Source organism: Escherichia albertii (genome assembly GCF_028622335.1).
In the GTDB taxonomy this organism is placed as follows: Bacteria; Pseudomonadota; Gammaproteobacteria; order Enterobacterales; family Enterobacteriaceae; genus Escherichia; species Escherichia albertii.
Map to the genome: position 1 here is coordinate 1279485 of NZ_CP117568.1, position 26100 is coordinate 1305584.

The window sequence follows — 26100 nt, forward strand, 5'->3', positions numbered from 1 at the left end:
GAACTGTTGTTCACTCAGTATAGCGGTCTAATAACTTCCCTCAAGAGAAAAAAATCCGTGGCATACTATTAGCAGAATAATCTACCTACGCGAGACCATGATTTTTACACTCCGTCCATACCAGCAAGAAGCCGTGGATGCCACGCTCAACCATTTTCGTCGCCATAAAACCCCTGCCGTTATCGTACTGCCCACTGGCGCAGGTAAAAGTCTGGTGATAGCGGAACTGGCGCGGCTGGCGCGTGGTCGCGTGCTGGTGTTAGCACACGTTAAAGAACTGGTGGCGCAAAACCATGCAAAGTATCAGGCGCTGGGGCTGAAAGCTGATATTTTTGCCGCCGGACTGAAGCGCAAAGAGAGCCACGGTAAAGTAGTGTTCGGCAGCGTGCAATCGGTCGCGCGCAATCTTGACGCCTTTCAGGGGGAATTTTCGCTGTTGATTGTCGATGAGTGCCACCGTATAGGCGACGACGAAGAGAGCCAGTATCAGCAAATCCTCACTCACCTGACGAAAGTAAACCCCCACTTACGCTTGCTGGGGCTGACTGCCACGCCCTTTCGCCTGGGTAAAGGCTGGATCTATCAGTTCCATTATCACGGCATGGTACGAGGCGACGAGAAGGCCCTTTTCCGTGACTGCATTTATGAACTGCCGCTGCGCTATATGATTAAACACGGCTATCTGACGCCGCCAGAACGACTGGATATGCCGGTCGTGCAGTACGATTTCAGTCGCCTGCAGGCACAGAGTAACGGGCTGTTCAGCGAAACCGATCTCAACCGCGAGTTGAAAAAACAACAACGTATTACACCACACATTATCAGCCAGATTATGGAGTTCGCCGCAACGCGCAAAGGGGTGATGATTTTCGCCGCGACGGTTGAACACGCAAAAGAGATTGTCGGTTTGCTCCCCGCCGAGGATGCAGCTCTCATTACCGGTGACACGCCCGGCGCTGAACGTGACGTATTAATTGAAGATTTTAAAGCCCAACGTTTTCGTTATCTGGTCAACGTTGCAGTACTCACCACCGGATTTGACGCGCCGCACGTCGATCTTATTGCGATTCTGCGTCCCACCGAATCAGTGAGTCTTTACCAACAAATTGTTGGTCGCGGCCTGCGCCTGGCGCCCGGTAAAACAGATTGTTTAATTCTTGATTATGCGGGTAATCCTCATGACCTCTATGCGCCGGAAGTCGGTACACCAAAAGGCAAAAGTGACAACGTTCCGGTTCAGGTTTTCTGCCCAGCCTGTGGTTTCGCCAACACTTTCTGGGGAAAAAGCACCGCCGACGGCACGTTAATTGAACACTTTGGTCGCCGCTGTCAGGGATGGTTTGAAGATGACGATGGCCATCGCGAACAGTGTGACTTCCGTTTCCGTTTTAAAAATTGTCCGCAATGTAACGCAGAAAATGACATTGCCGCCCGCCGCTGCCGCGAGTGCGACACGGTATTGGTGGACCCGGATGATATGTTAAAAGCAGCGCTACGTCTGAAAGACGCTCTGGTGCTGCGTTGTAGCGGAATGACGATGCAACACGGTCATGACGAGAAAGGCGAATGGCTGAAAATAACCTATTACGATGAAGACGGCGCCGACGTGAGTGAGCGTTTCCGTCTGCAAACGCCCGCCCAGCGCACAGCTTTCGAGCAACTATTTATCCGCCCGCATACCCGTACGCCCGGCATTCCTCTGCGCTGGATAACCGCTGCCGATATCCTCGCCCAGCAAGCGTTGCTGCGCCATCCAGATTTCGTCGTCGCACGAATGAAAGGCCAATACTGGCAGGTACGTGAAAAAGTGTTCGATTATGAAGGTCGTTATCGCCGGGCGCATGAATTACGCGGTTAAAGGTAGTTTTGATTGATGTGAAAGGCGATTGAGTATAGAATCTCGCCCGCTTTTGCATACGCAAAGCAGATCACTTGCCTGTTGCTGGGTCGCCTGTAGCAGGATTAATTTAAGAGAGAAAGAAATGTTTACTATCAACGCAGAAGTACGTAAAGAGCAGGGTAAGGGTGCGAGCCGCCGCCTGCGTACCGCTAACAAATTCCCGGCAATCATCTACGGTGGCAACGAAGCTCCGCTGGCTGTTGCTCTGGATCACGACAAAGTCATGAACATGCAAGTTAAAGCTGAATTCTACAGCGAAGTTCTGACCATCGTTGTTGACGGTAAAGAAATCAAAGTTAAAGCTCAGGATGTACAGCGTCACCCGTACAAACCGAAGCTGCTGCACATCGACTTCGTTCGCGCTTAATCGCTGAATAAGTCAGACAAAAGAAAACGGCCTTTACGGGCCGTTTTCTTTTTATCGACGAACAAAAACCAGTAACTACTTAATCTTTACATCAAACTGGTGACAGTTGTTGCAATATAGCGGTTGCGGTTCTTTTTCATGCGAAGTGTGGCATACCGTGCAGCGAATTTCCCCGCCATGAGAATCATGGAATGATGCGACACGCGTCTTACCCGATTCTGGATACTCTTTCAATACCGGATTGCCCTCGGCATCTTTCTTACCATGATAATAACGCTCGCCAGGAGCATGGCAACTGACACACGTCGGCGTCATATTCTTGTTGGCATTGATATCATCGACATGACAGTTATTGCACTCAAGCCCTATCGTTTTATGCATCTTCATGCCGACAATTTCCTGAGCGCTGACAGAAGCCATGCCGATAAAACTACACAGTACACAAGCCAGAATGACTGTGACAACGCTCTTCAATAATTTGCTCATTTGCCACCTCCTTGTGTCTGCATTCTGGTGCTAATGATGTGCTTCGCGGCCATACGTCCTGACGTTAAAGCGAAGCCAGATGCCGAACCTTCTAACACCAAATCATAAGAACTGTCATACAGTCCGCCCATATCTTGCCCGACAACATACAGACCAGGGATGATCTTCTCATTGGTATCATAGACCTGCAGATCGCTGTTCATTTTCAAACCACCCAGCGTCAGAAAATAAGCCCGAATCCCTTTCACGGCGTAATACGGCCCTTTGTCCTGAAATTTAAACAAATGCTCTTTCTTGCGTCCCCAGTCAGGATCGAAACCGTCATCGGTATACTTGTTCACTTTGGCAATTGTGGCTTTCAAATTATCAGCCGGAACGTTGATCTGTTTCGCCAGATCATCCAGCGTTTCGCCTTTAAACAGCCATCCTTCTTTCATGCCAATCTCAATGGCCTGATCCAGCGCCTTCATCGGCTGCCCGGGTAAAACAATGGCATTAAACGGTGTTACGGGCCCTTCGTTAACCATCTTCTGGCGCATCGCGTCATCCCAGATAGAGTACATAACCCCACCGTTCATGGTGATAGCGTTGTATACGAGAGTAAAACTGGAACCCAGTGACTCATCGAAGAAACGTTCACCTTGTCTGTTGATCCACAGGAACGGCTGGCTTAACGATGTTCTGGCCTGTTTTTGATAGTCCGCGCCATTAAACTGGCGAATAGGAGGATCTTGATCGACATACGGGCTGTTACCGGCAATGGTTTGCATTCCGGCAGTGTCAGCGCCAATTTCCTGACCCATTTTAATACCATCGCCTTCGCGTCCATCAATCAGTGGTCCACGTAGTTTTACTGGAACCATGTTTTTCTGATTCACGTCGGTGATGTATTTTTCAATCATGTCACGGTTATTGGCAAAACCACCAGTTGCCACAATAACGCCTTTACCATAAGCAATAATTTTTTCGCCCGTAACACTGTTAACCGCTTCAACGCCAACCACTTCGCCGCTTTGTTTATCGCGAATAATCTTCTTAACAGGAGTTTCGGTATAGATTTGACCACCGCCATCAAGGATCTTCTTGTAAAAGCTTTTGGTCACGGATGCGCCGTTATGCTTATACATATGCCAGGTCCATAATGAATCTGACTGAGGGTAAATGGTGGTTTTTAGCGTAGTGAATTCGACACCATTGCTGGCAACCCAGTCGATGGTTTCACCTGAGTTTTTCATTAAAGCGTGCAAAGCACTGGCATTGGCTCGCCAGTGGTGGAAATCGATCGCTTTACCAAAAGCCTGATTCAGCGTGGCGCCTTTCCCCTCTTTTTTCTGCATCAAAGTGCCAATGCCTAAACTACCTTCAGGGTAAACACCTGCCCCACCAAGACTGGGCAATTTTTCGAAAATAACAACTTTAGCGCCTCCCTGTACCGCAGTCAGTCCTGCAGACATACCGGAAAGCCCGCCACCGATTACCACAATATCTGTTTGTATGACCTTCTCACTCACGGGTTCAACGGATGGATTTGACAGATTGATATGCGGGATCTTATTCATATTTCTGTCAGCATATGCGCTTACCGAAAGCGCCGTTAATATCCCAGCTAATAAGAAACCTCTGTGTAGTTTCCTCATAACGCGGTCCTTTTATGTGAAAATTAAAAACAAAATGAAACCCTTCTTATTTTTATACGAAACCAGAAACCCATTACGTTACTTATTCATAACTAGTGAGCCGCAGCCGAAACAGCAGGCAATTTATGTGCAATACCGGCATGGCAATCAATACAGGTTTTCCCCTCTTTAAGAGAAACCTCATGAAATGGCGCCATAAACTTTTTCTGTAGTTTTGAAATATCGTGACAGTTTCTACACTCCTGGGCATTATTTGCTCTCATTCTTGCCCATTCAGCTTTTGCCATTTCGCCACGGTGTGACTCAAATTTTTCAGGTGTATCAATTACGCCTGTCATATGGCCCCAAACCTCTTTAACAGCATGGGCTTTTCTGATCATCTTAGGAACAAACTCATCAGGAATGTGGCAATCAGCGCAAGCCACCTTCACACCGGTACGATTACTGCCATGAATAGATTTTTGAAAGCTGTCAGTGACGATGTTATCTTTCATTTCATGACAGCTCAGACAAAAACTATCCGTGCTGGTGTTGTGAATAACTGTATTTATGCCAACAAATAAACAGCCACCAAGAACAATAAAAACAAAAATCAAACATACCATTAGCTTTCGGGTTAAAGAGAAAACTTTTTTTGGCCGACAGCCGTTTTCACCTTCAGGATTTTCTTGCTCCATGCGGTTAATCCTTAAAATCATTCATATGATTAATAAAGCAATTCAAATACAACGACAATAATATTGATATTCAAAATGTATTCGCATTTTACATACAAAATAAATATATATGTATGACACTCAACAAAATCAATATAAATAAATAGAGTGACATTTCCAGTGTTACAGTTCACAAAAATATCGGAAATTGAAATCAGACGGGTGTCTTATAGAAAAAATAGTGTAAGCGAAAGGTATTTACGATATCAGTTGGTTTAATAACACAAACAATATATTAGAATGAAAAGCCAATCAGCAAGCCATTCAACTCACTGATTGACAATTATTATAATTTCCCCGCTACGGTCTCTCCATTGAGAAACGTCAAAGCAGTGGATTTAGTTTCCGCCAGAAGTCCGGCGCTGCAATTGATCACGCAAATTCGGCGGTGTGCCTTTAATGGTCAACGTATCGGTCGCCGGATCCCAGAAGATGCGTTCACCTAACAGCATCGCATCAAAGTTGATGGTTAAACCACCGCCGCTACCAGCAAACTTAGTCAACTGACGCAGCGTGCTACGGTCTGCCGGGAAGCTTTCTTCCAGTTCATACCCTTTTTCAGCCGCAAATTCCGTGAAACTCACTTCACTGACGCCCGCCAGTTCTTTCGACAGCGACTCCAGCTCGATCTCTTCACCCGCCTGCAATTGCTCATTACAGTAGCTATAAACCTGCTGGCGAACGTTCTGCCGTTCTGCTTTATCCAGCTGCGCTTCAGCAGTGAAATCATCCACGGCTTGTAACAAGCCACGGTTTTGCGCTTTCGCATTCAACCCTTCGCTGGCGCCGAGAAAATCCATAAAGAAATCGGCCACTTTACGCCCCACTCGCCCTTTCAGGAAAGTCAGATAACGAGTCGATTCTGGATTGGTTTCCCACTCAGTTAAATCAATACGCGCAACGATATCCGCATGGTTGATATCAAGATAATGAGTTGGGTTGATATCGAGATTTTCGTTAACGCGCATACTGCTCAGGTTGCTCAGTACCGTCACCAGCAGATATTCCACTGCCAGATAGCGATAATGACAAAACAGCACGAATCCGCCATCAGCGAAGGGGTATTTTGCTAATTCGTCGCGCAGACGCCCGGTTGCCGCCCGGCTAAATGCCAGAAAGTCTTCTTCGCCCTGACGCTGCAAACGCAACGTCTGCGCCAGTTCACTCTCTTCGCTAAACAAGCCATAGGCTTTGTTCTTGGCGCTATAGACCCGATGCAGCTCTGCCACCATCTCAACGACGGTTTCCGTCGGTTCCAACAATGAATCGCGCAACACCAGCTCAAGGTTCTGCTCATCACGCTTGATAAGCTGGTGCAGAGCAATCTGGTTGATATCCAGACTCATGATAAACTCTCCTTTAAGACCGGGCGGTATTCAACCACCACCGGTAAAGCGACGCAATAAAAGTTGGCGCTCATTTTACAGAAGGTCGCGTAACGAGAATGATTTAAAGCATAAAAAAGCGGAAAAAAAACTGGTGCTACGGTAATATGTTGCCCTTTCATCAACTAACTGATTTAGATTTATGCCGCAAATTTCCCGCTACAGTGATGAACAGGTTGAACAATTGCTCGCAGAGCTGCTCAACGTACTGGAAAAACATAAGGCTCCGACCGACCTTTCCCTGATGGTGTTAGGCAACATGGTCACTAACCTTATCAACACCAGCATTGCCCCGGCTCAACGCCAGGCAATTGCCAACTCTTTTGCCCGCGCCTTACAGTCCTCTATCAACGAAGACAAAGCGCACTAAGGGAAACAGATAACAGGTTATGGTAACTCATCGTCAGCGCTACCGTGAAAAAGTCTCCCAGATGGTTAGTTGGGGGCACTGGTTTGCACTGTTCAATATTCTGCTCTCACTCGTTATTGGCAGCCGTTACCTGTTTATCGCCGACTGGCCGACAACGCTTGCGGGCCGTATTTATTCCTACGTAAGCATTATCGGCCACTTCAGCTTTTTGGTGTTCGCCACTTACTTGCTGATCCTGTTCCCTCTAACCTTTATCGTCGGCTCCCAGAGGCTGATGAGGTTTTTGTCCGTCATTCTGGCTACTGCGGGGATGACGCTGTTACTGATTGACAGCGAAGTCTTTACCCGTTTCCACCTCCATCTTAATCCCATCGTCTGGCAACTGGTCATCAACCCTGACGAAAATGAGATGGCGCGTGACTGGCAGCTGATGTTTATCAGCGTGCCCATTATTTTATTGATTGAACTGGTCTTTGCGACGTGGAGCTGGCAAAAACTGCGCAGCCTGACACGTCGTCGACACTTTGCCAGACCGCTGGCGGCCTTCTTATTTGTCGCATTTATCGCCTCACATATCGTTTATATCTGGGCCGATGCCAACTTCTATCGTCCTATTACTATGCAGCGCGCCAACTTGCCGCTGTCGTATCCTATGACGGCACGACGTTTCCTTGAGAAACATGGTCTGCTTGATGCGCAGGAATACCAACGTCGGCTAATTGAACAAGGCAATCCCGATGCAGTTTCGGTTCAGTATCCGTTGAGCGAACTGCGCTACCGCGACATGGGCACTGGGCAAAATGTATTGCTGATCACTGTCGATGGTCTGAATTACTCACGTTTTGAGAAGCAAATGCCTGCGCTGGCGAATTTTGCCGGACAAAATATCACATTCACGCGCCATATGAGTTCCGGCAACACCACGGATAACGGCATCTTTGGCCTGTTCTATGGCATCTCGCCAAGCTATATGGACGGCATTCTGTCGACTCGTACGCCTGCAGCGTTGATTACCGCGCTTAACCAGCAAGGCTATCAGCTTGGGTTATTCTCATCGGATGGCTTTACCAGCCCTCTGTATCGCCAGGCATTGTTATCAGACTTCTCAATGCCGAGCGTGCAGACACAATCTGATGAACAGACCGCCACGCAGTGGATCAACTGGCTGGGTCGTTACGCGCAAGAAGATAACCGCTGGTTCTCGTGGGTTTCGTTCAATGGCACCAATATTGACGACAGCAATCAGCAAGCATTTGCACAGAAATATAGTCGTGCCGCAGGTAACGTTGACGACCAGATTAACCGTGTGCTTAATGCGCTGCGAGAGTCAGGCAAGCTGGACAATACGGTGGTGATAATCACTGCAGGTCGGGGGATTCCGCTGTCCCTGGAAGAAGACACTTTCGACTGGTCCCACGGTCATCTCCAGGTACCATTAGTCATTCACTGGCCAGGTACGCCGGCACAGCGTATCAATACACTGACCGATCATACCGATCTGATGACCACGCTGATGCAGCGACTGCTGCACGTCAGTACGCCTGCCAGCGAGTACTCACAAGGTCAGGACTTGTTCAATCCTGAACGCCGTCATTACTGGGTAACCGCTGCGGATAACGATACGCTGGCAATTACCACACCAAAAATGACGCTGGTACTGAACAATAACGGTAAATACCGCACTTATAATTTACGTGGTGAACGGGTGAAAGACGAAAAACCACAGTTAAGTTTGTTATTGCAAGTGCTGACTGATGAGAAACGATTTATCGCTAACTGATTAATTATAAATCAGTTAGCAAAATATCTTACTTGCAATCGGTGTAGAAAGCGGTAGTATTAGCACCCACAAGTCGGCACGTAGCGCAGCCTGGTAGCGCACCGTCATGGGGTGTCGGGGGTCGGAGGTTCAAATCCTCTCGTGCCGACCAAAAATCCCAAGAAAACCAACCGTAAAGGTTGGTTTTTTTATGCCTGCTATCTGTTCAGAAAACAGACCACGCCAAAACGCGGCCTGTTTATATTCGGCACTAGAATGTCCAGACCACGCCAGCTTGCGTATTCCAGGGCGATTCCACACCTGCGCCATTGCCATAACTGACAGACAAATGACCGCTTAAAGTCGGGGTAAACGATGACCTTATCCCAGCCTGATAAATTCCACTGGTTCCTGCCACATCATTATTAAATTTACCATCATCATTGACTTTCACCTGGTTAGAATCGGCGTATTCCTGACGCGCGGCGGCTTTCAGCCAGGGCTCCAGCGCGATGCCGTTTTGCAGGTCCATGTGATAGCTTACCTCTGTTCCTGCTTCAGCACGCAATATGCGCGTATTCCCCACATCGGCCCGCATACCGTTTGATAACGTGTAATCCTGGCCATCTGTGGTAAAGCCGGTAAATGCCAGATATGGTCTTACATTCCACAGATTTTTCCCCCAACGGAACCCGCTCTCGACATGAGCCCCCGCGCCGTTACTATTATAATCGCCAAATGCTGTTGCCCCATTACTCATCTTGCCATGAACGGTATTAGCAAACCGATCGACTTTCACAACGCCATCGACATAAGCACCATTTTGATGTTCCCAACCGGCATAGGCCCCCAGCGTATAGCTATCAATATTGCCTTTACCGCCACGATCAAAACCAACATCAGAATGAGAATAACCAAAGAACAGGCCGCGAATCGTGCTGCTTTCTTCACGGGAGAAACGGCTATCAATACCTAATGTTAATCCCGTCAATGTTTGCTCAAACGCTGCTCCAGCATCGGTGGTTACGTTATTGCGAGTATTAATTGCCGAACTCCACATTGCCGTATCGTAATTAACCCCTTTTACACTACCAAGACGTTCACGTACCGTGTCCAGTTCTGCGTCAAATACCAGCGGTTGTGCCGCCGCCATATTCAACACGGCAGTAGCCGAAGGAGTAACTTGCGCTCGGTTCTCCGCCAGACTCCAACTATGATTACCATTATCTTGTAACGTATATTCATACGTACCAATATCAACGACGCCGCCATTATTGCCCAACGTAAATGCCGCATCACCACCACCCGTTGTTACCAGTGTAAGGCTGTCTCCTGCTGCCGGACTTGCACCAGTATCCGTAACGAAGATTTTGAAATCGCCTGTTGCCTGACCAGTAACATTAAGTTGGTCGCTCTGATGAGTGGCCATATCAGTACGCATATAAAAATTGCCGCTACCCGCCAATGTATTCACCGTCAAATCAATATAATGCTCAGAGCCTGAAGCGACTCCCGTACGAGAAACAGGCTCATCCATCATGATAACATTCGAATTTCTCATATTTAGATGGGCAAAATAGAACCGCGTATACATAGCGCGCTGGTTTTCAGAGTATAAAGCGAAGCTTGAATGGTCCAGATTAACAGTCGCGTTAGCCGTATCTGCAAGAGCATATACGGCCAATAATGCGCCATTAGAAACATTCGTAGTCCCTGTTAAAACCGGGGCAGCGGAACCCTCAAGAGGAGACATTATCTGCAGCACTCCCGAGTCATCACTGACTGTAACGTTGTTTATTGTCCCAGCCCAGATAATTACCCGTCCGCCTAATATGTTCATACCCTCAGAACTCGCGTCATAAGAATATTGAGTCTGTCCATCGATATCAACCCGCCCCAGATTATATACCGCATATTTCATCACGGTCGTCCCTGTATCACTTCCCAGGTTTTGCATAGAGGCATATTCATCAACGATGGTATAGGATGCTTTGGTTTGTGGCTGAACAATTAACATAGAGCCATTATCCAATTCATAATTTATTGACTCACCATTCTTTATGCTGAATTCTCCCTTACTATTTTTACCACTGGCCTCCAGTACATTAGTTGAAATCGTTAAGACTCCCCCCGTTTTTTTATCAATGCCTATTGCGGTACCGCCATCCATCACTTTCAGGACGCCGCCATTATCCACTGTGGTATCATAGGCGAAATTATTTTCCTCAACTAACAAGCTTCCGCCATTTTCCAATAACACGTTGTTTGCAACCCCATCCTTGATGCTGAACTGACCCAGACGGTTTACGCCTTCCACCTCTGCAGCCCTCGTGGTTGCTTTAATAGCACTACCTGCTTTCTGATTTACCGCTATTGCATATCCCTGGTCTTTAATTTCCAGTAGCCCTCCCTTTTCGATAACAGCAAAGACAGCAATTCCACCGTTTTCTACAATTAGGCTTCCACCTTTAATAACAGCCTCATTCGCAGCGCCATAAACCTGTAGCACACCATTATTAATGGTAGTTTGGTTTGCTGCCCCCTCCACTTGAACAATTTGATAACCATCATTCAGTGTGGAATTATTCACTTCTCCCTCTGATTCAATGTACTGATATCCTCCATTAATTTCAGTATTATTACTTACGCCATATTTTTTAACATGCTGTTCCCCGGTGGCGGTAATTTTCGTATTATTCGTGGTTCCATAAACCGTCTGGATATCGTTTACCAGAACAACACCATCAACTGTCTCACCATAATCAACTGTTGATGCCGATATCATTGGTGAATATAACGCCGTAGCGACCAGAACAGATATTACGGAACGACAAAGACCAACCGAGTTGGATTGTTGCATCGAATTTTCATCCTCTGAAATTAATGGCTATAAGGGGCATTGGGTATAGAAAATACCAACTCATCTATACCTGGCATCATTTTTTAAAAACTGTTTAAAGAAATACAGAGATATTGTGATTGATTTTTTAGTTAATTTTCTTGATGGCAATATGATGCTAAAACCCCCATTCATAATGAAAATAGAGCAATAGCAAAGTGCGAAATCACAGTTTTCACTACATGCCCATACACAAAATGAGGTAACATTTACGCGCCTTTTAGCGTTACCAACGCTACGCTCAAACATAATGATTCTAATAAAACCTCAGGAGGCTACTATGCCTGAAGCAACGCCTTTTCAGGTGATGATTGTGGATGATCATCCACTTATGCGACGCGGTGTTCGTCAATTACTGGAGCTTGATCCTGGTTTTGAGGTGGTCGCCGAAGCAGGCGACGGCGCAAGCGCGATCGATCTGGCGAATCGACTGGATATCGACGTGATCTTGTTGGATCTCAATATGAAAGGTATGAGTGGCCTTGATACGCTCAATGCCTTGCGCCGGGATGGCGTTACCGCGCAAATTATTATCCTGACCGTTTCCGATGCCTCAAGTGATATTTTTGCGCTGATAGACGCTGGCGCCGATGGCTATCTGTTGAAAGATAGCGATCCAGAAGTGCTGCTGGAGGCGATTCGTGCCGGAGCAAAAGGCAGCAAAGTCTTTAGCGAACGCGTCAGTCAGTATTTACACGAACGTGAGATGTTTGGCGCCGAGGAAGATCCCTTCAGCGTGCTGACAGAGCGCGAGCTGGATGTTCTGCACGAACTGGCACAAGGCCTGTCAAATAAGCAAATTGCCTCGGTGTTGAATATTTCCGAACAAACGGTGAAAGTGCACATTCGTAATCTGCTGCGTAAACTCAATGTTCGCTCACGAGTGGCGGCCACCATTTTGTTCCTGCAACATCGCGGGGCGCAATAAAAAATAGCCCGATGAATTTACTATCGGGCTGAGATTGATGACAAACGCAAAACTGCCTGATGCACTATGCTTATCAGGCCTATGCGGCTCGGGCAATATATAGAATTTGCACGATGTTGTAGGCTGGATCAGACGCTCACGCCGCATCCGGCATAAACAAGGCGCACTTTGTCATCAGTCTGGCCCCGATGGCGTCACCATCGGGCCTCTTCTTATTTACTTTGTTGCGGCGACAAATGCTGCATTGCCTGCGCAATACTGCGCTCAATCACCACACGGCGAGTATCGTTGGCAGGCAAGAGTTTCAGCATCATCTCCCATGCCGCAACCGCTTCGCCAAAACGCTGCTGCTCAAAGGCATTAAACGCATACATGCTAAGCACGCGGATATTACTGTGGTCAGTTCTTACCAGTTGCCGTAACAACTCCCCTCCCAGTCGGTTGTCGTTGGGATCAGAAGAGCGTGTCAACGCTTCAGCATATCCCAGTGCGGCATCACTATTTTTGGGATCGAGTCGATACGCATTAGCGTATGCATCGGTCGCAATACTGGCATTGCCCAGCGCCATTCCAACGCGACCAAGCATAATCCAGCCCTCGATATCTCCCGGATTTTTTTGCAGTTGAGTACGCATCCCAAGAGCGAGACGCGACATCTCTTCTTCATTCAGCGGATCGGCTTTCGGATCCAATGCCCTGTCCAGCAAGGCCGGAGCCTGCGCCGTAGCCTGCTGCCAGATTTTCACCTGCTGATAATTCCCGGTCTGATAATAGCCAACGCCAGCAACGATCAGCGCGATGATAATTCCCGGCAGATAAATGATAAATCCTGCCCGTTTGCCCTCAGGGACGCTTTGTTCAGGAAATTCTTCCGGCGCCACGCGTACCCGCCGCCGCGAGCGGGAGTAAATCACCCAGCCGCCAATGCCGATAGCCACCACCGGCAGCACCCAAAGCAGCACGGTCAGCGGCGTTAACGGTGGATCGTAAGTAACAAAGTTACCGTAACGCGCCACCATATAATCGACAATCTCTTGCTTACTTTTGCCTTCCTGCATCAGTTCGTACACTTTCTGCCGCAGGTCGGTGGCAATCATCGAGTTGGAATCGGCAATGCTATTGTTCTGACATTTCGGGCAACGCAGTTCTTCAGTAAGCTGGCGGAACTGCTGCTCCTGCGCTTCATCTTTAAACTGCAACACATCGATAGTCGCCAGCGCCGAGCCAGAGATCATCAGCATCAGCACGCCCAATAAAAATCTCATTGTGCGGCCTCCTTACTGTATTTCTCCCACAACGGCTTGATCTCTTCTTCCCAGACACGAGGATTGAGATCGCCCGCGTGGCGATAGCGAATGATGCCGTTACCGTCGATAAGGAACGTTTCCGGCGCACCATACACGCCCAGATCCAGCCCTAACATACCGTCACCATCAAACAGGCTTAACGCGTAAGGATTACCTAACTCTTTCAGCCAGCCAATCGCTTTCTGCCTGTCGTCTTTATAGTTCATGCCAACGACGCGGATGCCCTGCGCAGAAAGCTGATTCAGATACTGATGTTCCGCACGGCAGGTCGGACACCAGGTTGCCCAGACGTTGAGCAGCACTGGTTTGCCCTGGGTCAACACATCCGCCTGATAAAACTGCCCCGGATTGTCCAGTGATTCGAGACGAAATTTCGGCACCGGCTTGCCAATAAGCGCCGATTCCAGATTAGTCGGATCGTCTCCTTCAGCATTACGCGCCAGTTGCCATAGCAACGCCGCGGCAATCGCCAGGAAGATAATCAAAGGAAGTAACAATACTTTGCGCTTCATACAACCTCCGGCGCAGTTTTTTGCGGATTGACGCGCTTGCGATAGCGAGGATCAAGCAAACACAACAGCCCGCCTAATGCCATCATCAGCCCGCCCGCCCAAATCCAGCGAACAAACGGTTTGTAGTAGAGACGCACAGCCCATGCGCCGTTTTCCAGCTCTTCACCAAGCGCCGCATACAGGTCACGAGTGATGCCGCCGTCAATAGCTGCTTCGGTCATCATTGAACCCGCGGTGTTGTAATAACGTTTTTCCGCATACAGCACCGTCTCTGGTTTACCGTCGCGCGCTACGCCGATAGTTGCCACGCCACCGCGCCAGTTCGGGCCAGTCACCTCTTTGACATCACGGAAGGTGAAGCGATATTCATGAATATCGACGCTATCGCCGGACTTCATGCGCACATCACGCTCAACGCTGTAATTCTGGCTAAAGGCAATGCCAACAATTGTCACTGCCAGCCCCAGGTGAGCCGCCACCATTCCCCAATAACTGAAGGTCGTTTTTGTGCCGCGAGAAATACGTAGCGCCGCTTCCGCAATGGCCAGCACGGCAATCCAGCAGGCCATTGCCAGGCCGAGTACCGTCATCGCCACGATTTTGCTTTCAAGCAGCCACGGCAACAGCAGAGACAGTACCAGCGTAGAGATGAAGGCGATAATCAATAAATTGCGGATTTTACGCGGGCGATCGCGCCCCCAGCGCACCAACGGACCAATACCGAGCAGCAGTGCAAACGGCACCATCAGCCAGGTAAACATGGTGTTGAAGAACGGTTCACCGATGGAGATACTGCCCAACCCCAGTTGCTTATGCACCAGTGGCAGCAACGTGCCCAGCAATACCACCAGCATTGCGGCGACCAGCAGAACGTTATTCGCTAACAGCAGAGATTCCCGCGACCACAGCGCATTGTTCACCCGTGAACGCACTTTGTGTCCACGCGCAGCAAACAGCAGCAGCGAGCCGCCAATCACCAGCACCATAAAGGCGAGGATAAACATACCGCGCGCCGGATCCGAGGCAAACGCATGTACCGACACCAACACGCCGGAACGCACGAGGAAAGTCCCCAGCAAACACAGTGAGAAAGCACAAATAGCAAGTAATAGCGTCCATGCTTTAAAACTGGCGCGCTGTTCAGTAACAGCCAGTGAGTGCATCAGCGCAGTCCCAACCAGCCACGGCATAAACGAGGCGTTTTCAACCGGATCCCAGAACCACCAGCCGCCCCAGCCGAGTTCGTAATAGGCCCATGCGGAACCAAGTACAATGCCGAGCGTCAGGAAAATCCACGCCGCCAGCGTCCACGGGCGAGAAAAACGTGCGTAAGTGCTGTCCAGACGACCACTCAGCAAAGAAGCAATCGCAAAGGCAAATGCCACGGAGAAACCGACATACCCCATATAGAGCAACGGCGGATGGAAGATTAACCCCGGATCCTGCAACAGTGGGTTAAGGTCGCGACCTTCAATCGGAAAGTTCGGCAGCGTGCGGGAAAACGGGTTAGAGGTAAAGAGAATGAACAGCAGAAAACCGACGCTAACCATTCCCATCACCGCCAGTACGCGGGCCACAATATCCAGCGGAATACGCTGACTAAAAATCGCCACCGCAAAGGTCCAGCCGCTCATCAACAGCACCCACAGCAACAGTGAGCCTTCATGCGCGCCCCATGTCGCCGCCACGCGATACCACACCGGAAGCTGAGTATTGGAGTTGCTGGCAACATAGGTGACGGTAAAGTCGTTCACCACGAAAGCATTGACCAGCACCAGAAATGCGCCGGCTACGCACATAAACAGCAGCCAGGCAAACAGTCGCGACGAGGCCATCATCCGCGCATCCCCGCGCGCCACGCCCCATAACGGATAAACAGACAGTAGTAGCGCAATCCCTAGCGCCAGACACAGCAGCCCGTTACCAATTTCTGGCATCATGATGCGGGATCCTTATAAGCACTTGCCGGGCGGCGGTGGTTAGCTTCCATCGCCTTCTCAACTTCTGGCGGCGTATAGTTTTCATCGTGTTTTGCCAGCACTTCTTTGGCGAGGATGTGATTGCCTTTTTCCAGCTCGCCCTGTACCACAACGCCCTGCCCTTCACGGAACAGATCCGGCAAAATGCCTTCGTAGGAGACATCCACCGAGCCTTCTGCGTCGTAAATAGTGAAAGTCACTTTCAGCGAGTTGGGATCGCGCTGCACGCTACCCGGCATTACCATTCCGCCAACGCGCAGACGTTGACCAACTTCCGGCATCTGCTGGGTTTCACGTTTACCGTAGAGAATTTCACCCGGCGTATAAAAGAGATCGATATTAGAGCGCAACGCATACAGCACCAGACCGATGGTCAGCGCCAGCCCCGCCAGCACGGCACAGGCAATCCACAAACGGTTTTTACGGCGAATATTCATGCAGCCTCCTGCTGTTGCGCAGCACGTAAACGCGCCTCACGCGCCCGCTGTTGCGCCACGCCACGTAAAATTGCGCGATGCTGCATCACCGAGTGCACCACTAAAACCGCCAGCGGAATAACGGTCATCGCCACCGCCAGCCAGACAAAAAAGGCGTAACCGCCCATTGTGAAAAAATCATTCCAGGAAGCAAATGCAGGGGTCATTTACGGCCTCTTTTCAGTATCAGTTCACTCACCCACGGACGGCGTTTTTCCATCAGCAAAATCAAATTACGCATCCGCATCAGCGTCAGCGTAACAGACAGCAACAGGACGCCAAAAATCGACCAGCGCAGCGGAGAACGCATTGCCGGATCGATGCTTTGCTGCATCCGCGTTGATCCCTGATGCAGGGTGTTCCACCACTCCACGGAATAATGAATTATCGGCAGGTTCACCACGCCAATCAGCACCAGAATACCCGCCGCACGCCCCGCCAGACGGCGATCGTCAAAGGCGTGCCACAGGGCAATCACTCCCACGTAAAGAAACAGCAACACCAGTTCAGAAGTCAGACGCGCGTCCCATACCCACCAGGTACCCCACATCGGTTTTCCCCACGCGGAGCCGGTAACCAACGCAATAAAGGTAAACACCGCACCAACTGGCGCCATCGCCGCCACCGCCAGATTGGCCATTTTCATCTGCCAGACAAGACCGATAAACGCCGCCACCGCCATCGACGCATAAATCCCCATCGACCACATCGCCGCAGGTACATGTAGATAGATAATGCGATAACTATTTCCCTGTTGATAATCAGCGGGAGCGAAGCCGAATCCCCAGATCCAGCCGACGGTAAGCACAACCACACTGGCGATTGCCAGCCACGGTATAAACCAGCCACAGATTTGATACAGCCGTGGTGGGATCGCCAGTTGATGTAGTGTTTTCCACATAGTTCCGATACCAGACTTGAACAAAAATAAGTAAATCAGCGTTATTGAATGCTGATTCGTAACGCCGCCGCCGTCGCAAAAGGACTTAATGTCGCAGTACCTGCCAGCAGCGCGCCTAAAATTGCCAGATACCCGTCAACGGGCAAATGCATTGAAGCCGCGTCCATTGCCGCAGTGGCAAAGATGAGTAATGGGATGGTCAGCGGTAGCACCAGAATGCTGAGCAGCACTCCCCCGCGCTTGAGTCCCACCGTTAGCGCCACGCCCGGCGCACCGAGAAAGCCCAGTGTTGGGGTTCCCAGCAGCAGCGTCAGCGCCATCACTTGCCAGCCATAGACATCCATTCCCAGTAGCAATGCCACCAGTGGCGAGAGGATGAGTAACGGCAAGCCGGTTACCATCCAGTGCGCCATCACCTTCGCCAGCACAACGGCGGGCAAGGGTAATGGCAACAACATTAATTGTTCAAGACTGCCGTCCTGTAAATCGTCACGGAACAGTCGCTCCAGTGCCAGCAAGGAGGAAAGCAGCGCCGCCACCCAGATAATGCCAGGGGCGATTCGCGCCAGCAGTTGCGGCTCCGGGCCGATACTGAGCGGAAAAAGAGTAATAACAATAAGAAAGAACCATAGTGGATTGGCGATTTCGGCGCTATGGCGAAACGCCACACGCAGTTCAAGACGGAAAATACGCCAGAACATCATGCGTCCCTCGTTTGCGTCAGCGAAATACGGCGAATTTTACTTTCAGCGACGTTGAGCGGCTGGTGAGTGGTCAGAATCACAATCCCCCCCTGCTCCGTATGCTGCGCCATACACTGGGTCAGACGATCGACGCCGTTAACATCAATCGCAGTAAAAGGTTCATCGAGGATCCACAATGTGGCGCGAGTCAGCCACAAACGCGCCAGAGCAACACGACGCTGTTGCCCGGCAGAAAGTTGATTAACAGGAATATCTTCGAATCCGGCAAGCCCGGCCTGCGCCAGAGCGTCCAGACATTGTGCGGTATCGCCTTCGCGATGATAAAAGTGCAGATTTTCTAACGCCGTCAGCCGGGTTTTGATCCCCGGCTGATGGCCTATCCATAACAAATTTTGATGGTAGCTGTCGCGTACCTGATGCAAGGGCTGCCCTTGCCAGAGAACATCACCTGCATCAGGGCGAGACAATCCCGTCAGCAGACGAAGAAGCGTTGTCTTCCCCGCACCATTGCTGCCGGTAATTTGTACCCACTCTCCTGCATTCAGCGTAAAGGACAAACCGCTAAATAAAGTTCGTTCATCCCGTTCGCAGAGTAATCCTCTGGCTTCAAGCATACCCACGCAATAACACCCTGTTAAAAACCTGGTTTGACTTCGCGCATATCAGGCAGCTTGTGCGCTATCCCTTTATGGCAATCAATACAAGTTTGCCCATCTTTCACTGCCTGATCATGCATCTTCGCAGCAACAGATTTCTGAGCGGTTGTATCCATATACTCGAAGTTGTGACAGTTACGGCACTCCTGCGAGTTATTATCCTTCATTCGCCGCCACTCATTCTGTGCCATAGTCAGGCGATGAGCTTCGAATTTCTGCGGCGTGTCAATAACGCCAAAGATTTTACCATACAGCTCTTTACTTGCTTTGAGCTTGCGTATGATTTTGGGCACAAACTCATGCGGAACGTGGCAATCCGGGCAGGTCGCTCGCACGCCGCTACGGTTGTTGTAGTGCACGGAATCCATGTACTCCTGATACACCGTATTGCGCATTTCGTGACAGCTAATACAGAACTCTTCGGTATTGGCTTTTTCCATACCGGTGTTAAAGCCGCCCCAAAAGACGATGCCGCCGACAAAACCAATCAACAACAGCGTGCCCAGCGCCAGACGGCTGGGAGTACGCCACCATTTCCACAGGCGCTTAATCAGACCAGGCTTACGGTCAGAATTTCCCATAATAACCTCTTATTTCCCGTAACCTTTTGATGGGGTAAAGGTATTCCCCACGATTGGCGCGGTATCGGCCTGCGGTACGTGACATTGCAGACAGAAGTAACGACGCGGAGCCACTTCTGCGCCTACTTTGCCGTCACTATCCATAAAGTGAGTAGGACTGATGCGCGGTGCGCCGGTAGTGCGATAACTTTCAACACCGTGGCACTGTAAGCAGCGGTTGGTATTGGTCGTTACCTGATAACCTTCAACGCTATGCGGGATCATTGGTGGTTGATTCACATAGTTCAGCGGCATCCGCTCCTGCTCTTTTGGCATCCGAATGGCCCCTTCCTGTGTCCCGGATACTTCCGGCGACTGGCTAAAATCGACGCCATTAGCCGCCCAAACCGCGCCGCTTACCACCAAGGCCAGCATCGCCGTCCATTGACACAGCGCTTTCTTCAGGTCATGGCTTTTCATGATTTCGCTCCCGAACTCCATCGTGTAGTTATTGTAAATACATCCTCAGAACAGACATCCACGCAGCGACCGCACGTCATGCAATCGCGGCTGGTGACCTGCACCGGGCTTTGTTCATCCAGCACCGGGGCACGTAGCACATGCGGTTCCGGGCAAACATGAAAACAATCCATACAGCGGTTACATTTCTGCCGATCGGTGGCCGCAACGGTGATAACACCTTTGCTACCCAGCACGCCATACAACGCGCCAACCGGACAAATGTGCCCGCACCAGCCGTGTTCAACGACCAGTAGATCAAATAAAAACAGCGCGAGAATAAGCAGCGCGCCGCTGCCGAATCCCATTACCAGACTGCGCCCCATCAGGGAAACGGGGTTGATCCATTCCCAGATGAGCGTACCGGTTAAGGCCGATCCTACCAGGATGACAACCAACAACACGTACCGAATATGACGTGGGATTGTCGCGGACTGATTGAGTTCAAATCGCCTGCGCAACCAATTCGCTAAATCGGTAATCGGGTTCAGCGGGCAGACCCAGCTGCAAAATAATCGCTTTCCTGCCAGGGCGTAGAGCACAGTGATAATCACTGCACCAGTCAATGCCACTGCGGCTGGCAGATGACCGCTGGCAAGGCTTTGTAGCGTCATCAGCGGATCGGTCAGCGGGACAGTGTCGAGCAACAAGCTACTGCTGTAGTTGCCATGCAAAATCCACACGCCAAACCACGGACCGCTCAGAAACATGCCCAGCACGAAGAACTGGCAAAGGCGACGCAACACCAGCCAACGGTGACTGCGCCACCAGCCTTTTTTCGCCAGCGCCTCTCGCCCGGCGTCACGTTTACGATTTGCCATCGTTCCCCTCCAGCCAACCGAAGCGGTAGTGGTGACCTAACTCCCCTTTCGCCAGAGACAACGGCAACACCTTGATTGCCGGTTGTTCCAGCACGCACACTTTTTCGCACTTACCGCAGCCGGTACAGGCATCGCTGTGAACCGTTGGCAGAAAACGGGCGTGCTTGCCGGTACGCGTATTGCGTTCCAGCTCCAGGGTAATCGCTTCATCAATTTTCGGGCATTCGCGATAACAAACATCGCAGCGCAATCCCTGAAAGTTGAGGCAGTTCTCCTGGTCCACCAGCACTGCCAGCCCCATCCGCGCGTCATCGATCGATTCGATCTCGCGATCCAGCGCGCCACTGGGGCACACTTTGGCGCACGGAACGTCCTCACACATTTCGCAAGGAATATCCCGCGCGACAAAATACGGCGTACCTGCCGACAGGCCAGAGGCCAGCGTCGCCAGTTTTAAGGTGTCGTAAGGGCAAGCCTGAACACACTGACCGCAACGTACACAGGCACTGGCAAAGGCGTTCTCGTTTATGGCTCCGGGCGGGCGCAACCGCACGCCAGATGCGCGTGCGGTTTGCTGTTGTAACCCCAGCGCCACGCCCACGGCAGCCAGCCCGCCTGCTGTGCGAACGACATCGCGCAGAAAGCGGCGGCGACCATTTTGAGGTTTCGCTGACCGGGACATAATGGCTTACACCTTCTCCAGTTTGACCGCGCACTTCTTGAAGTCCGTCTCTTTCGAGAGCGGATCGGTCGCGTCCAGCGTCAGTTTGTTAACCAACTGTGCGGCGTCGAAGAACGGCATGTACACCAGGCCCTGCGGCGGACGGTTACGACCACGCGTTTCGACAATCGAGATAACCTCACCACGGCGAGAAACCACTTTTACTTTGTCGCCACGACGCAAGTCGCGTTTTTTCGCATCCAGCGGATGGATAAACAGCACGGCCTCCGGGAAGGCACGGTGCAGTTCTGGTACACGGCGAGTCATACTGCCGGTGTGCCAGTGCTCCAGTACGCGTCCGGTAGAAAGCCACAGGTCATACTCTTCATCCGGGGCTTCTGCCGCCGGTTCAAACGGCAGCGCGAAGATCACCGCTTTGCCATCCGGTTTGCCGTAGAACTTGTAACCTTCGCCCGCTTTCACGTACGGGTCGTTACCTTCGCTGTAACGCCACTGGGTTTCTTTACCGTTAACCACTGGCCAGCGAATACCACGCGCTTTGTGATAGTCGTCGAACGGCGCGAGATCGTGACCATGACCGCGACCAAACCACGCGTACTCTTCGAACAACCCTTTTTGCAGATAGAAGCCCAGCTCGCGGGATTCATCGTTCAGTTGATCTTCCGCCAGTTCGGATACCGGGAATTTGCTCACTTCCGGGGTAGCATACAGCACCTCATACAGCGTTTTGCCGCGCAGTTCCGGTTTCTTCGCCAGCAACTCTTCCGGCCACACTTCTTCAGTTTTGAAGCGGCGGGAGAACTGGACCAACTGCCAGAGATCCGATTTCGCCTCGCCCGGCGCCTGTACCTGTTGACGCCAGAACTGAGTACGGCGTTCAGCGTTACCGTAAGCACCCTCTTTCTCTACCCACATTGCAGTCGGCAGGATTAAGTCGGCTGCCAGCGCACTGACCGTCGGATACGGGTCAGAGACGATAATAAAGTTGCGCGGATCGCGCCAGCCCGGCATACGTTCTTCATTAATGTTCGGCCCGGCCTGCATGTTGTTGGTACACATCGTCCAGTAAACATTCAGCGTGCCGTCTTTCAACGCACGGTCTTGTGCTACCGCGTGCAGACCGATTTTTGCCGGGATCGTGCCGCTCGGGATATTCCACTTCTTCTCGCAGATATCACGGTGTTTCTCGTTGGTCACCACCATGTCCGCAGGCAGACGGTGAGCAAAGGTGCCCACTTCACGCGCAGTACCACACGCGGAAGGTTGCCCCGTCAGGGAGAACGGACCGCAGCCCGGCTGGGAAATTTTACCCGTCAGCAGGTGCAGGTTGTAAACCAGGTTGTTGGCCCACACGCCGCGGGTATGCTGGTTGAAGCCCATCGTCCAGTAGGAGATGACTTTCTTGTTCGGATCGGCATACAACTGCGCCAGTTGTTCCAGCTGATCTTTCGGCACGCCAGTCATTTCGGCGGTTTTTTCCAGCGTATATTCGGCAACGAAGGCTTTGTAATCTTCAAAGCTCATCGGTTCGGACGCGTCGGATCCCGGGTTTTTCGCCGCTTTTTCCAGCGGATGAGTCGGACGTAAGCCATAACCGATATCCGTCACCCCTTTGCGCAGGTTGACGTGCTTGCTCAGGAAGTCCTGATTCACCGCATTGTTTTGAATGATATAGTTGGCGATATAGTTCAGGATCACCAGGTCAGACTGTGGCGTAAAGATGATGCCGTTATCTGCCAGTTCAAAGCTACGATGCTGGTAAGTAGAAAGCACCGCCACAGTGACATCCTGATTAGAAAGGCGACGGTTAGTGATGCGCGACCACAGGATCGGGTGCATCTCCGCCATGTTCGCGCCCCACAGCACAAACGCATCAGCCTGTTCGATGTCGTCATAGCAGCCCATCGGCTCATCCATACCAAAGGTACGCATGAAGCCAACAACCGCCGACGCCATACAGTGACGCGCGTTCGGGTCGATATTGTTCGAACGGAAGCCCGCTTTGAACAGCTTGGACGCGGCATAACCTTCCCAGATAGTCCACTGACCAGAACCGAACATACCGATCGACTCCGGCCCTTTTTCTTTCAGGGCAGTTTTGAATTTCTCTTCCATCACATCGAAGGCCTGGTCCCAGGTGATTGGGGTGAATTCGCCTTCTTTGTCATATTTACCGTTTTTCATACGCAGCAGCGGCTGCGTTAAACGGTCTTTACCGTACATGATTTTGGGCAGGAAATAGCCCTTAATGCAGTTCAGGCCACGGTTAACCGGCGCATCCGGGTCGCCCTGACAGGCCACCACACGCCCCTGTTGCGTTCCGACCAGAACGCCGCAACCCGTACCACAGAAACGGCACGGCGCTTTATCCCATTTAATGGCTTCCTGCTGACCAACAACGGCGCGGGCAACGCCCGGCACGCTGAGACCGGCAGCCGCCGCAGCGGCCGCAACGGCGTTAGCTTTCATAAAGCTACGACGACTGAGTTTCATGGTGTTTCCTCACCTTGCTCTTCCTGCTGGTGATAAACCAGCGACACCGCCAGCACGCCCTCTACATTGCGTACTGACTCAATAGTTTGAATTAGCGTTTCGCTGTCTTCGGCTTCCGCTACCACAATCAACTGACCGCTCGGCACGTCGCTGACGGCGACTTCACAGCCGGGAAAGGCGTTCAGTTGGCTGCTGATATCTGGAATTCGCTCGCTTTTTGCCTGGACCACCAGGCTGCAAACTTGCCAGTTAGTGTGCATGGAGATACTCCGCAGTTATGGCTGATACCGGACAACTGGCTGCACATGCACCACATCCGTTGCAAAGTTGATTATTAAGTTGCGGTTGGTAGATCCCAGAAAGCGTCGGGCGAAAGATAATTGCCATCGGTTCACAGCTATCCTGGCAGCGACGGCATTCAACGGCCTGATACGCCAGGCACGCTTCCCCAATGGTGAACTGCAAATCCCAGGCCCTGGTGTGGCGCGGAGAAAATAGCGATTCGGGGCAAGCTTGCGCACAGGCGTAGCAGAAACTACATTCATTATTTTTGAAATCGACGGTTGGATAGCCACCTGCGCCGCGCTGCAATATACCGTTTTCACAGGCATTAATGCAGGCATCACAGCGAGTGCAATGGGTCAGAAAATGAGACTCGTCACCGGACCAGGGCGGACGGATACCGTTACTGGTTTTGCGCCAGCGACCAGTGAGTATGCCCCGACGGGATGCATCAATTTTCACATTGACCTTCCATCATTAACGCACTCTGAAATCAGAGAACGACCAAATAAACCGCATAATTAATAAGTCATTTTTATGAGCGTTAAGATATTAAAGGATGTGTCAGAGATGCATACCCCGATCGAGGTAAAACCTGTTGCCGGATCAAAAGAGTGGCGGGAAAGATGGTAAAAACGGGGTTTTGCTCACATTTCAAATGGTTATAAACAAAATTATATAGCGATAAATTCACCAAAGATATTTCTCCAGCCGCCACTATTCATCAGTACATAACACTAACAGAGCAGGTTAAATTGTCTGAATCTCCTTTAAATCATTCACAAAGCAAATTAATAAATTTAGTGAATATGTTAATCTTCAGCGACATCATTGGTGAAAACCTATAAATGAAGAAAGGAATACAAAATGAAGACTATTCTACCTGCCGTTTTATTTGCTGCTTTCGCCACAACCTCGGCCTGGGCGGCAGAAAGCGTCCAGCCGCTGGAAAAAATCGCGCCGTACCCACAAGCTGAAAAAGGAATGAAACGTCAGGTGATTCAGCTTACACCGCAAGAAGATGAATCTACCCTCAAAGTAGAACTGTTAATCGGTCAGACACTGGAAGTGGATTGCAATCTGCATCGTCTTGGCGGGAAACTGGAAAGCAAAACCCTGGAAGGCTGGGGCTATGATTATTATGTCTTTGATAAAGTCAGCTCCCCGGTTTCAACGATGATGGCTTGCCCGGATGGTAAGAAAGAGAAGAAATTTGTCACCGCATATCTGGGCGATGCCGGAATGCTGCGTTACAACAGCAAACTGCCAATCGTGGTGTATACGCCAGACAATGTGGATGTGAAGTACCGTATCTGGAAAGCGGAAGAGAAAATTGACAACGCGGTAGTTCGCTAAACTGCTGTTAAGTGCAGCGCCCCACAGGTCGGATAAGGCGATTACGCCGCATCCGACATCCAATCCCGGAGCCGATTGCCTGATGCGACGCTGGCGCGTCTTATCAGGCCTACGCCGCTGTGAAATGCAGCCCACGTAGGTCGGATAAGGCGGTTACGCCGCATCCGACATCTGACGCCCGAGCCAGGTGCCTGATGCGACGCTGGCGCGTCTTATCAGGCCTACGCCGCTGTGAAGTGCTGCGCCCCACAGGTCGGATAAAGCGGTCACGCCGCATCCGACATCCAATCCCGGAGCCGGGTGCCTGATGCGACGCTGGCACGTCTTATCAGGCCTACGCTGCGGTGAAGTGCCGCACCCCGTAGGTCGGATAAGGCGGTTACGCCGCATCCGACATCTGACGCC

26 protein-coding genes, 1 tRNA gene and 1 pseudogene are annotated in these 26100 nt (G+C 50.8%); 8 read left to right on the forward strand and 20 right to left on the reverse strand.

The window, feature by feature from the left end:
- Nucleotides 1-97: 97 nt before the first annotated feature.
- Both radD and rplY read left to right on the forward strand, forming a co-directional pair.
- Entirely contained in the window at nt 98-1858 is a 1761-nt protein-coding gene (radD, locus tag PS053_RS06345) for a DNA repair helicase RadD (RefSeq protein WP_256879026.1), read from the forward strand.
- Nucleotides 1859-1982: 124 nt separating this feature from the next.
- Nucleotides 1983-2267, forward strand: a complete 285-nt coding sequence (rplY, locus tag PS053_RS06350; RefSeq protein WP_000494194.1) for a 50S ribosomal protein L25 — start codon at nt 1983-1985, stop codon at nt 2265-2267.
- Between the two features lie 75 nt (nt 2268-2342).
- Here the strand turns inward: rplY and PS053_RS06355 are convergent, their stop codons facing one another.
- The 4 genes from PS053_RS06355 to yejK form a co-directional block, all read right to left on the reverse strand.
- Complete coding sequence (locus PS053_RS06355; protein WP_256879025.1) at nt 2343-2753, reverse strand: cytochrome c3 family protein; 411 nt, start codon at nt 2751-2753, stop codon at nt 2343-2345.
- Nucleotides 2750-4390 (reverse strand): FAD-dependent oxidoreductase, encoded by a 1641-nt coding sequence (locus PS053_RS06360; protein WP_223274169.1) that lies wholly within the window; start codon nt 4388-4390, stop codon nt 2750-2752. The genes PS053_RS06355 and PS053_RS06360 overlap by 4 nt, the downstream gene beginning before the upstream one ends.
- Before the next feature lie 92 nt (nt 4391-4482).
- The gene (locus PS053_RS06365; RefSeq protein ID WP_072256276.1) at nt 4483-5067 is read right to left on the reverse strand and encodes a NapC/NirT family cytochrome c; all 585 of its coding nucleotides are present in this window, start codon (nt 5065-5067) and stop codon (nt 4483-4485) included.
- 377 nt (nt 5068-5444) lie between these two features.
- Nucleotides 5445-6452 (reverse strand): nucleoid-associated protein YejK, encoded by a 1008-nt coding sequence (yejK, locus tag PS053_RS06370; protein ID WP_256879024.1) that lies wholly within the window; start codon nt 6450-6452, stop codon nt 5445-5447.
- Between the two features lie 181 nt (nt 6453-6633).
- Between yejK and PS053_RS06375 the strand changes: the two genes are divergently transcribed.
- From PS053_RS06375 to PS053_RS06385, 3 genes are all read left to right on the forward strand, one after another.
- A complete protein-coding gene (locus PS053_RS06375) occupies nt 6634-6861 on the forward strand; it encodes a YejL family protein (RefSeq protein WP_001135667.1) in 228 nt (75 codons plus the stop codon).
- A gap of 19 nt (nt 6862-6880) precedes the next feature.
- A complete protein-coding gene (gene yejM / locus PS053_RS06380; protein WP_256879023.1) occupies nt 6881-8641 on the forward strand; it encodes an LPS biosynthesis-modulating metalloenzyme YejM in 1761 nt (586 codons plus the stop codon).
- 74 nt (nt 8642-8715) lie between these two features.
- Nucleotides 8716-8792, forward strand: a tRNA-Pro gene (locus PS053_RS06385).
- A 99-nt stretch (nt 8793-8891) separates the two neighbouring features.
- Here the strand turns inward: PS053_RS06385 and PS053_RS06390 are convergent.
- Complete coding sequence (locus PS053_RS06390) at nt 8892-11480, reverse strand: autotransporter outer membrane beta-barrel domain-containing protein (RefSeq protein ID WP_256879022.1); 2589 nt, start codon at nt 11478-11480, stop codon at nt 8892-8894.
- Nucleotides 11481-11799: 319 nt separating this feature from the next.
- On the opposite strand from PS053_RS06390, the gene narP reads away from it, so the two are divergent.
- Nucleotides 11800-12447 carry a nitrate/nitrite response regulator protein NarP gene (narP, locus tag PS053_RS06395; RefSeq protein WP_010319772.1) on the forward strand — a complete coding sequence of 216 codons (648 nt, stop codon included), beginning with the start codon at nt 11800-11802 and terminating at the stop codon, nt 12445-12447.
- Between the two features lie 212 nt (nt 12448-12659).
- On the opposite strand, the gene ccmH is transcribed toward narP, so the two are convergent.
- Genes ccmH through napF form a run of 15 tightly spaced genes read right to left on the reverse strand, consistent with a single transcriptional unit; the run spans nt 12660 to nt 24801 of the window.
- Nucleotides 12660-13712: a cytochrome c-type biogenesis thiol:disulfide oxidoreductase CcmH gene (gene ccmH, locus PS053_RS06400; RefSeq protein ID WP_001211599.1), complete on the reverse strand. Its 1053-nt coding sequence runs from the start codon at nt 13710-13712 to the stop codon at nt 12660-12662.
- A complete protein-coding gene (gene dsbE, locus PS053_RS06405) occupies nt 13709-14266 on the reverse strand; it encodes a thiol:disulfide interchange protein DsbE (protein ID WP_000824458.1) in 558 nt (185 codons plus the stop codon). Before dsbE ends, ccmH begins: the two co-directional genes overlap by 4 nt.
- Complete coding sequence (gene ccmF, locus PS053_RS06410; protein WP_000982414.1) at nt 14263-16206, reverse strand: cytochrome c-type biogenesis heme lyase CcmF; 1944 nt, start codon at nt 16204-16206, stop codon at nt 14263-14265. Before ccmF ends, dsbE begins: the two co-directional genes overlap by 4 nt.
- Nucleotides 16203-16682, reverse strand: coding sequence for a cytochrome c maturation protein CcmE (ccmE, locus tag PS053_RS06415; protein WP_001026416.1), 480 nt, complete (start codon nt 16680-16682; stop codon nt 16203-16205). Before ccmE ends, ccmF begins: the two co-directional genes overlap by 4 nt.
- Nucleotides 16679-16888 carry a heme exporter protein CcmD gene (ccmD, locus tag PS053_RS06420; protein WP_054410634.1) on the reverse strand — a complete coding sequence of 70 codons (210 nt, stop codon included), beginning with the start codon at nt 16886-16888 and terminating at the stop codon, nt 16679-16681. The genes ccmE and ccmD overlap by 4 nt, the downstream gene beginning before the upstream one ends.
- Nucleotides 16885-17622: a heme exporter protein CcmC gene (ccmC, locus tag PS053_RS06425; protein WP_002461755.1), complete on the reverse strand. Its 738-nt coding sequence runs from the start codon at nt 17620-17622 to the stop codon at nt 16885-16887. The genes ccmD and ccmC overlap by 4 nt, the downstream gene beginning before the upstream one ends.
- A gap of 41 nt (nt 17623-17663) precedes the next feature.
- Nucleotides 17664-18326, reverse strand: coding sequence for a heme exporter protein CcmB (gene ccmB / locus PS053_RS06430; protein WP_000971724.1), 663 nt, complete (start codon nt 18324-18326; stop codon nt 17664-17666).
- Entirely contained in the window at nt 18323-18946 is a 624-nt protein-coding gene (gene ccmA, locus PS053_RS06435) for a cytochrome c biogenesis heme-transporting ATPase CcmA (protein ID WP_000525603.1), read from the reverse strand. The genes ccmB and ccmA overlap by 4 nt, the downstream gene beginning before the upstream one ends.
- A gap of 14 nt (nt 18947-18960) precedes the next feature.
- Nucleotides 18961-19563, reverse strand: a complete 603-nt coding sequence (gene napC, locus PS053_RS06440) for a cytochrome c-type protein NapC (RefSeq protein ID WP_000528369.1) — start codon at nt 19561-19563, stop codon at nt 18961-18963.
- A 9-nt stretch (nt 19564-19572) separates the two neighbouring features.
- Nucleotides 19573-20022, reverse strand: coding sequence for a nitrate reductase cytochrome c-type subunit (gene napB / locus PS053_RS06445; protein WP_000835177.1), 450 nt, complete (start codon nt 20020-20022; stop codon nt 19573-19575).
- Nucleotides 20019-20882: a quinol dehydrogenase ferredoxin subunit NapH gene (gene napH / locus PS053_RS06450; RefSeq protein ID WP_000013487.1), complete on the reverse strand. Its 864-nt coding sequence runs from the start codon at nt 20880-20882 to the stop codon at nt 20019-20021. The genes napB and napH overlap by 4 nt, the downstream gene beginning before the upstream one ends.
- Nucleotides 20869-21564 (reverse strand): ferredoxin-type protein NapG, encoded by a 696-nt coding sequence (gene napG, locus PS053_RS06455; RefSeq protein ID WP_000091299.1) that lies wholly within the window; start codon nt 21562-21564, stop codon nt 20869-20871. Before napG ends, napH begins: the two co-directional genes overlap by 14 nt.
- Before the next feature lie 6 nt (nt 21565-21570).
- Complete coding sequence (gene napA / locus PS053_RS06460; RefSeq protein WP_000778050.1) at nt 21571-24057, reverse strand: periplasmic nitrate reductase subunit alpha; 2487 nt, start codon at nt 24055-24057, stop codon at nt 21571-21573.
- Entirely contained in the window at nt 24054-24317 is a 264-nt protein-coding gene (gene napD, locus PS053_RS06465; protein WP_000557370.1) for a chaperone NapD, read from the reverse strand. The genes napA and napD overlap by 4 nt, the downstream gene beginning before the upstream one ends.
- Nucleotides 24307-24801, reverse strand: coding sequence for a ferredoxin-type protein NapF (gene napF, locus PS053_RS06470; protein ID WP_000686749.1), 495 nt, complete (start codon nt 24799-24801; stop codon nt 24307-24309). The genes napD and napF overlap by 11 nt, the downstream gene beginning before the upstream one ends.
- Nucleotides 24802-24909: 108 nt before the next feature.
- On the opposite strand from napF, the pseudogene PS053_RS06475 reads away from it, so the two are divergent.
- Together PS053_RS06475 and eco are read left to right on the forward strand one after the other, a co-directional pair.
- Nucleotides 24910-25074, forward strand: a pseudogene (locus PS053_RS06475) (hypothetical protein).
- Nucleotides 25075-25206: 132 nt separating this feature from the next.
- The gene (eco, locus tag PS053_RS06480; RefSeq protein WP_000849212.1) at nt 25207-25695 is read left to right on the forward strand and encodes a serine protease inhibitor ecotin; all 489 of its coding nucleotides are present in this window, start codon (nt 25207-25209) and stop codon (nt 25693-25695) included.
- Nucleotides 25696-26100: the final 405 nt, after the last annotated feature.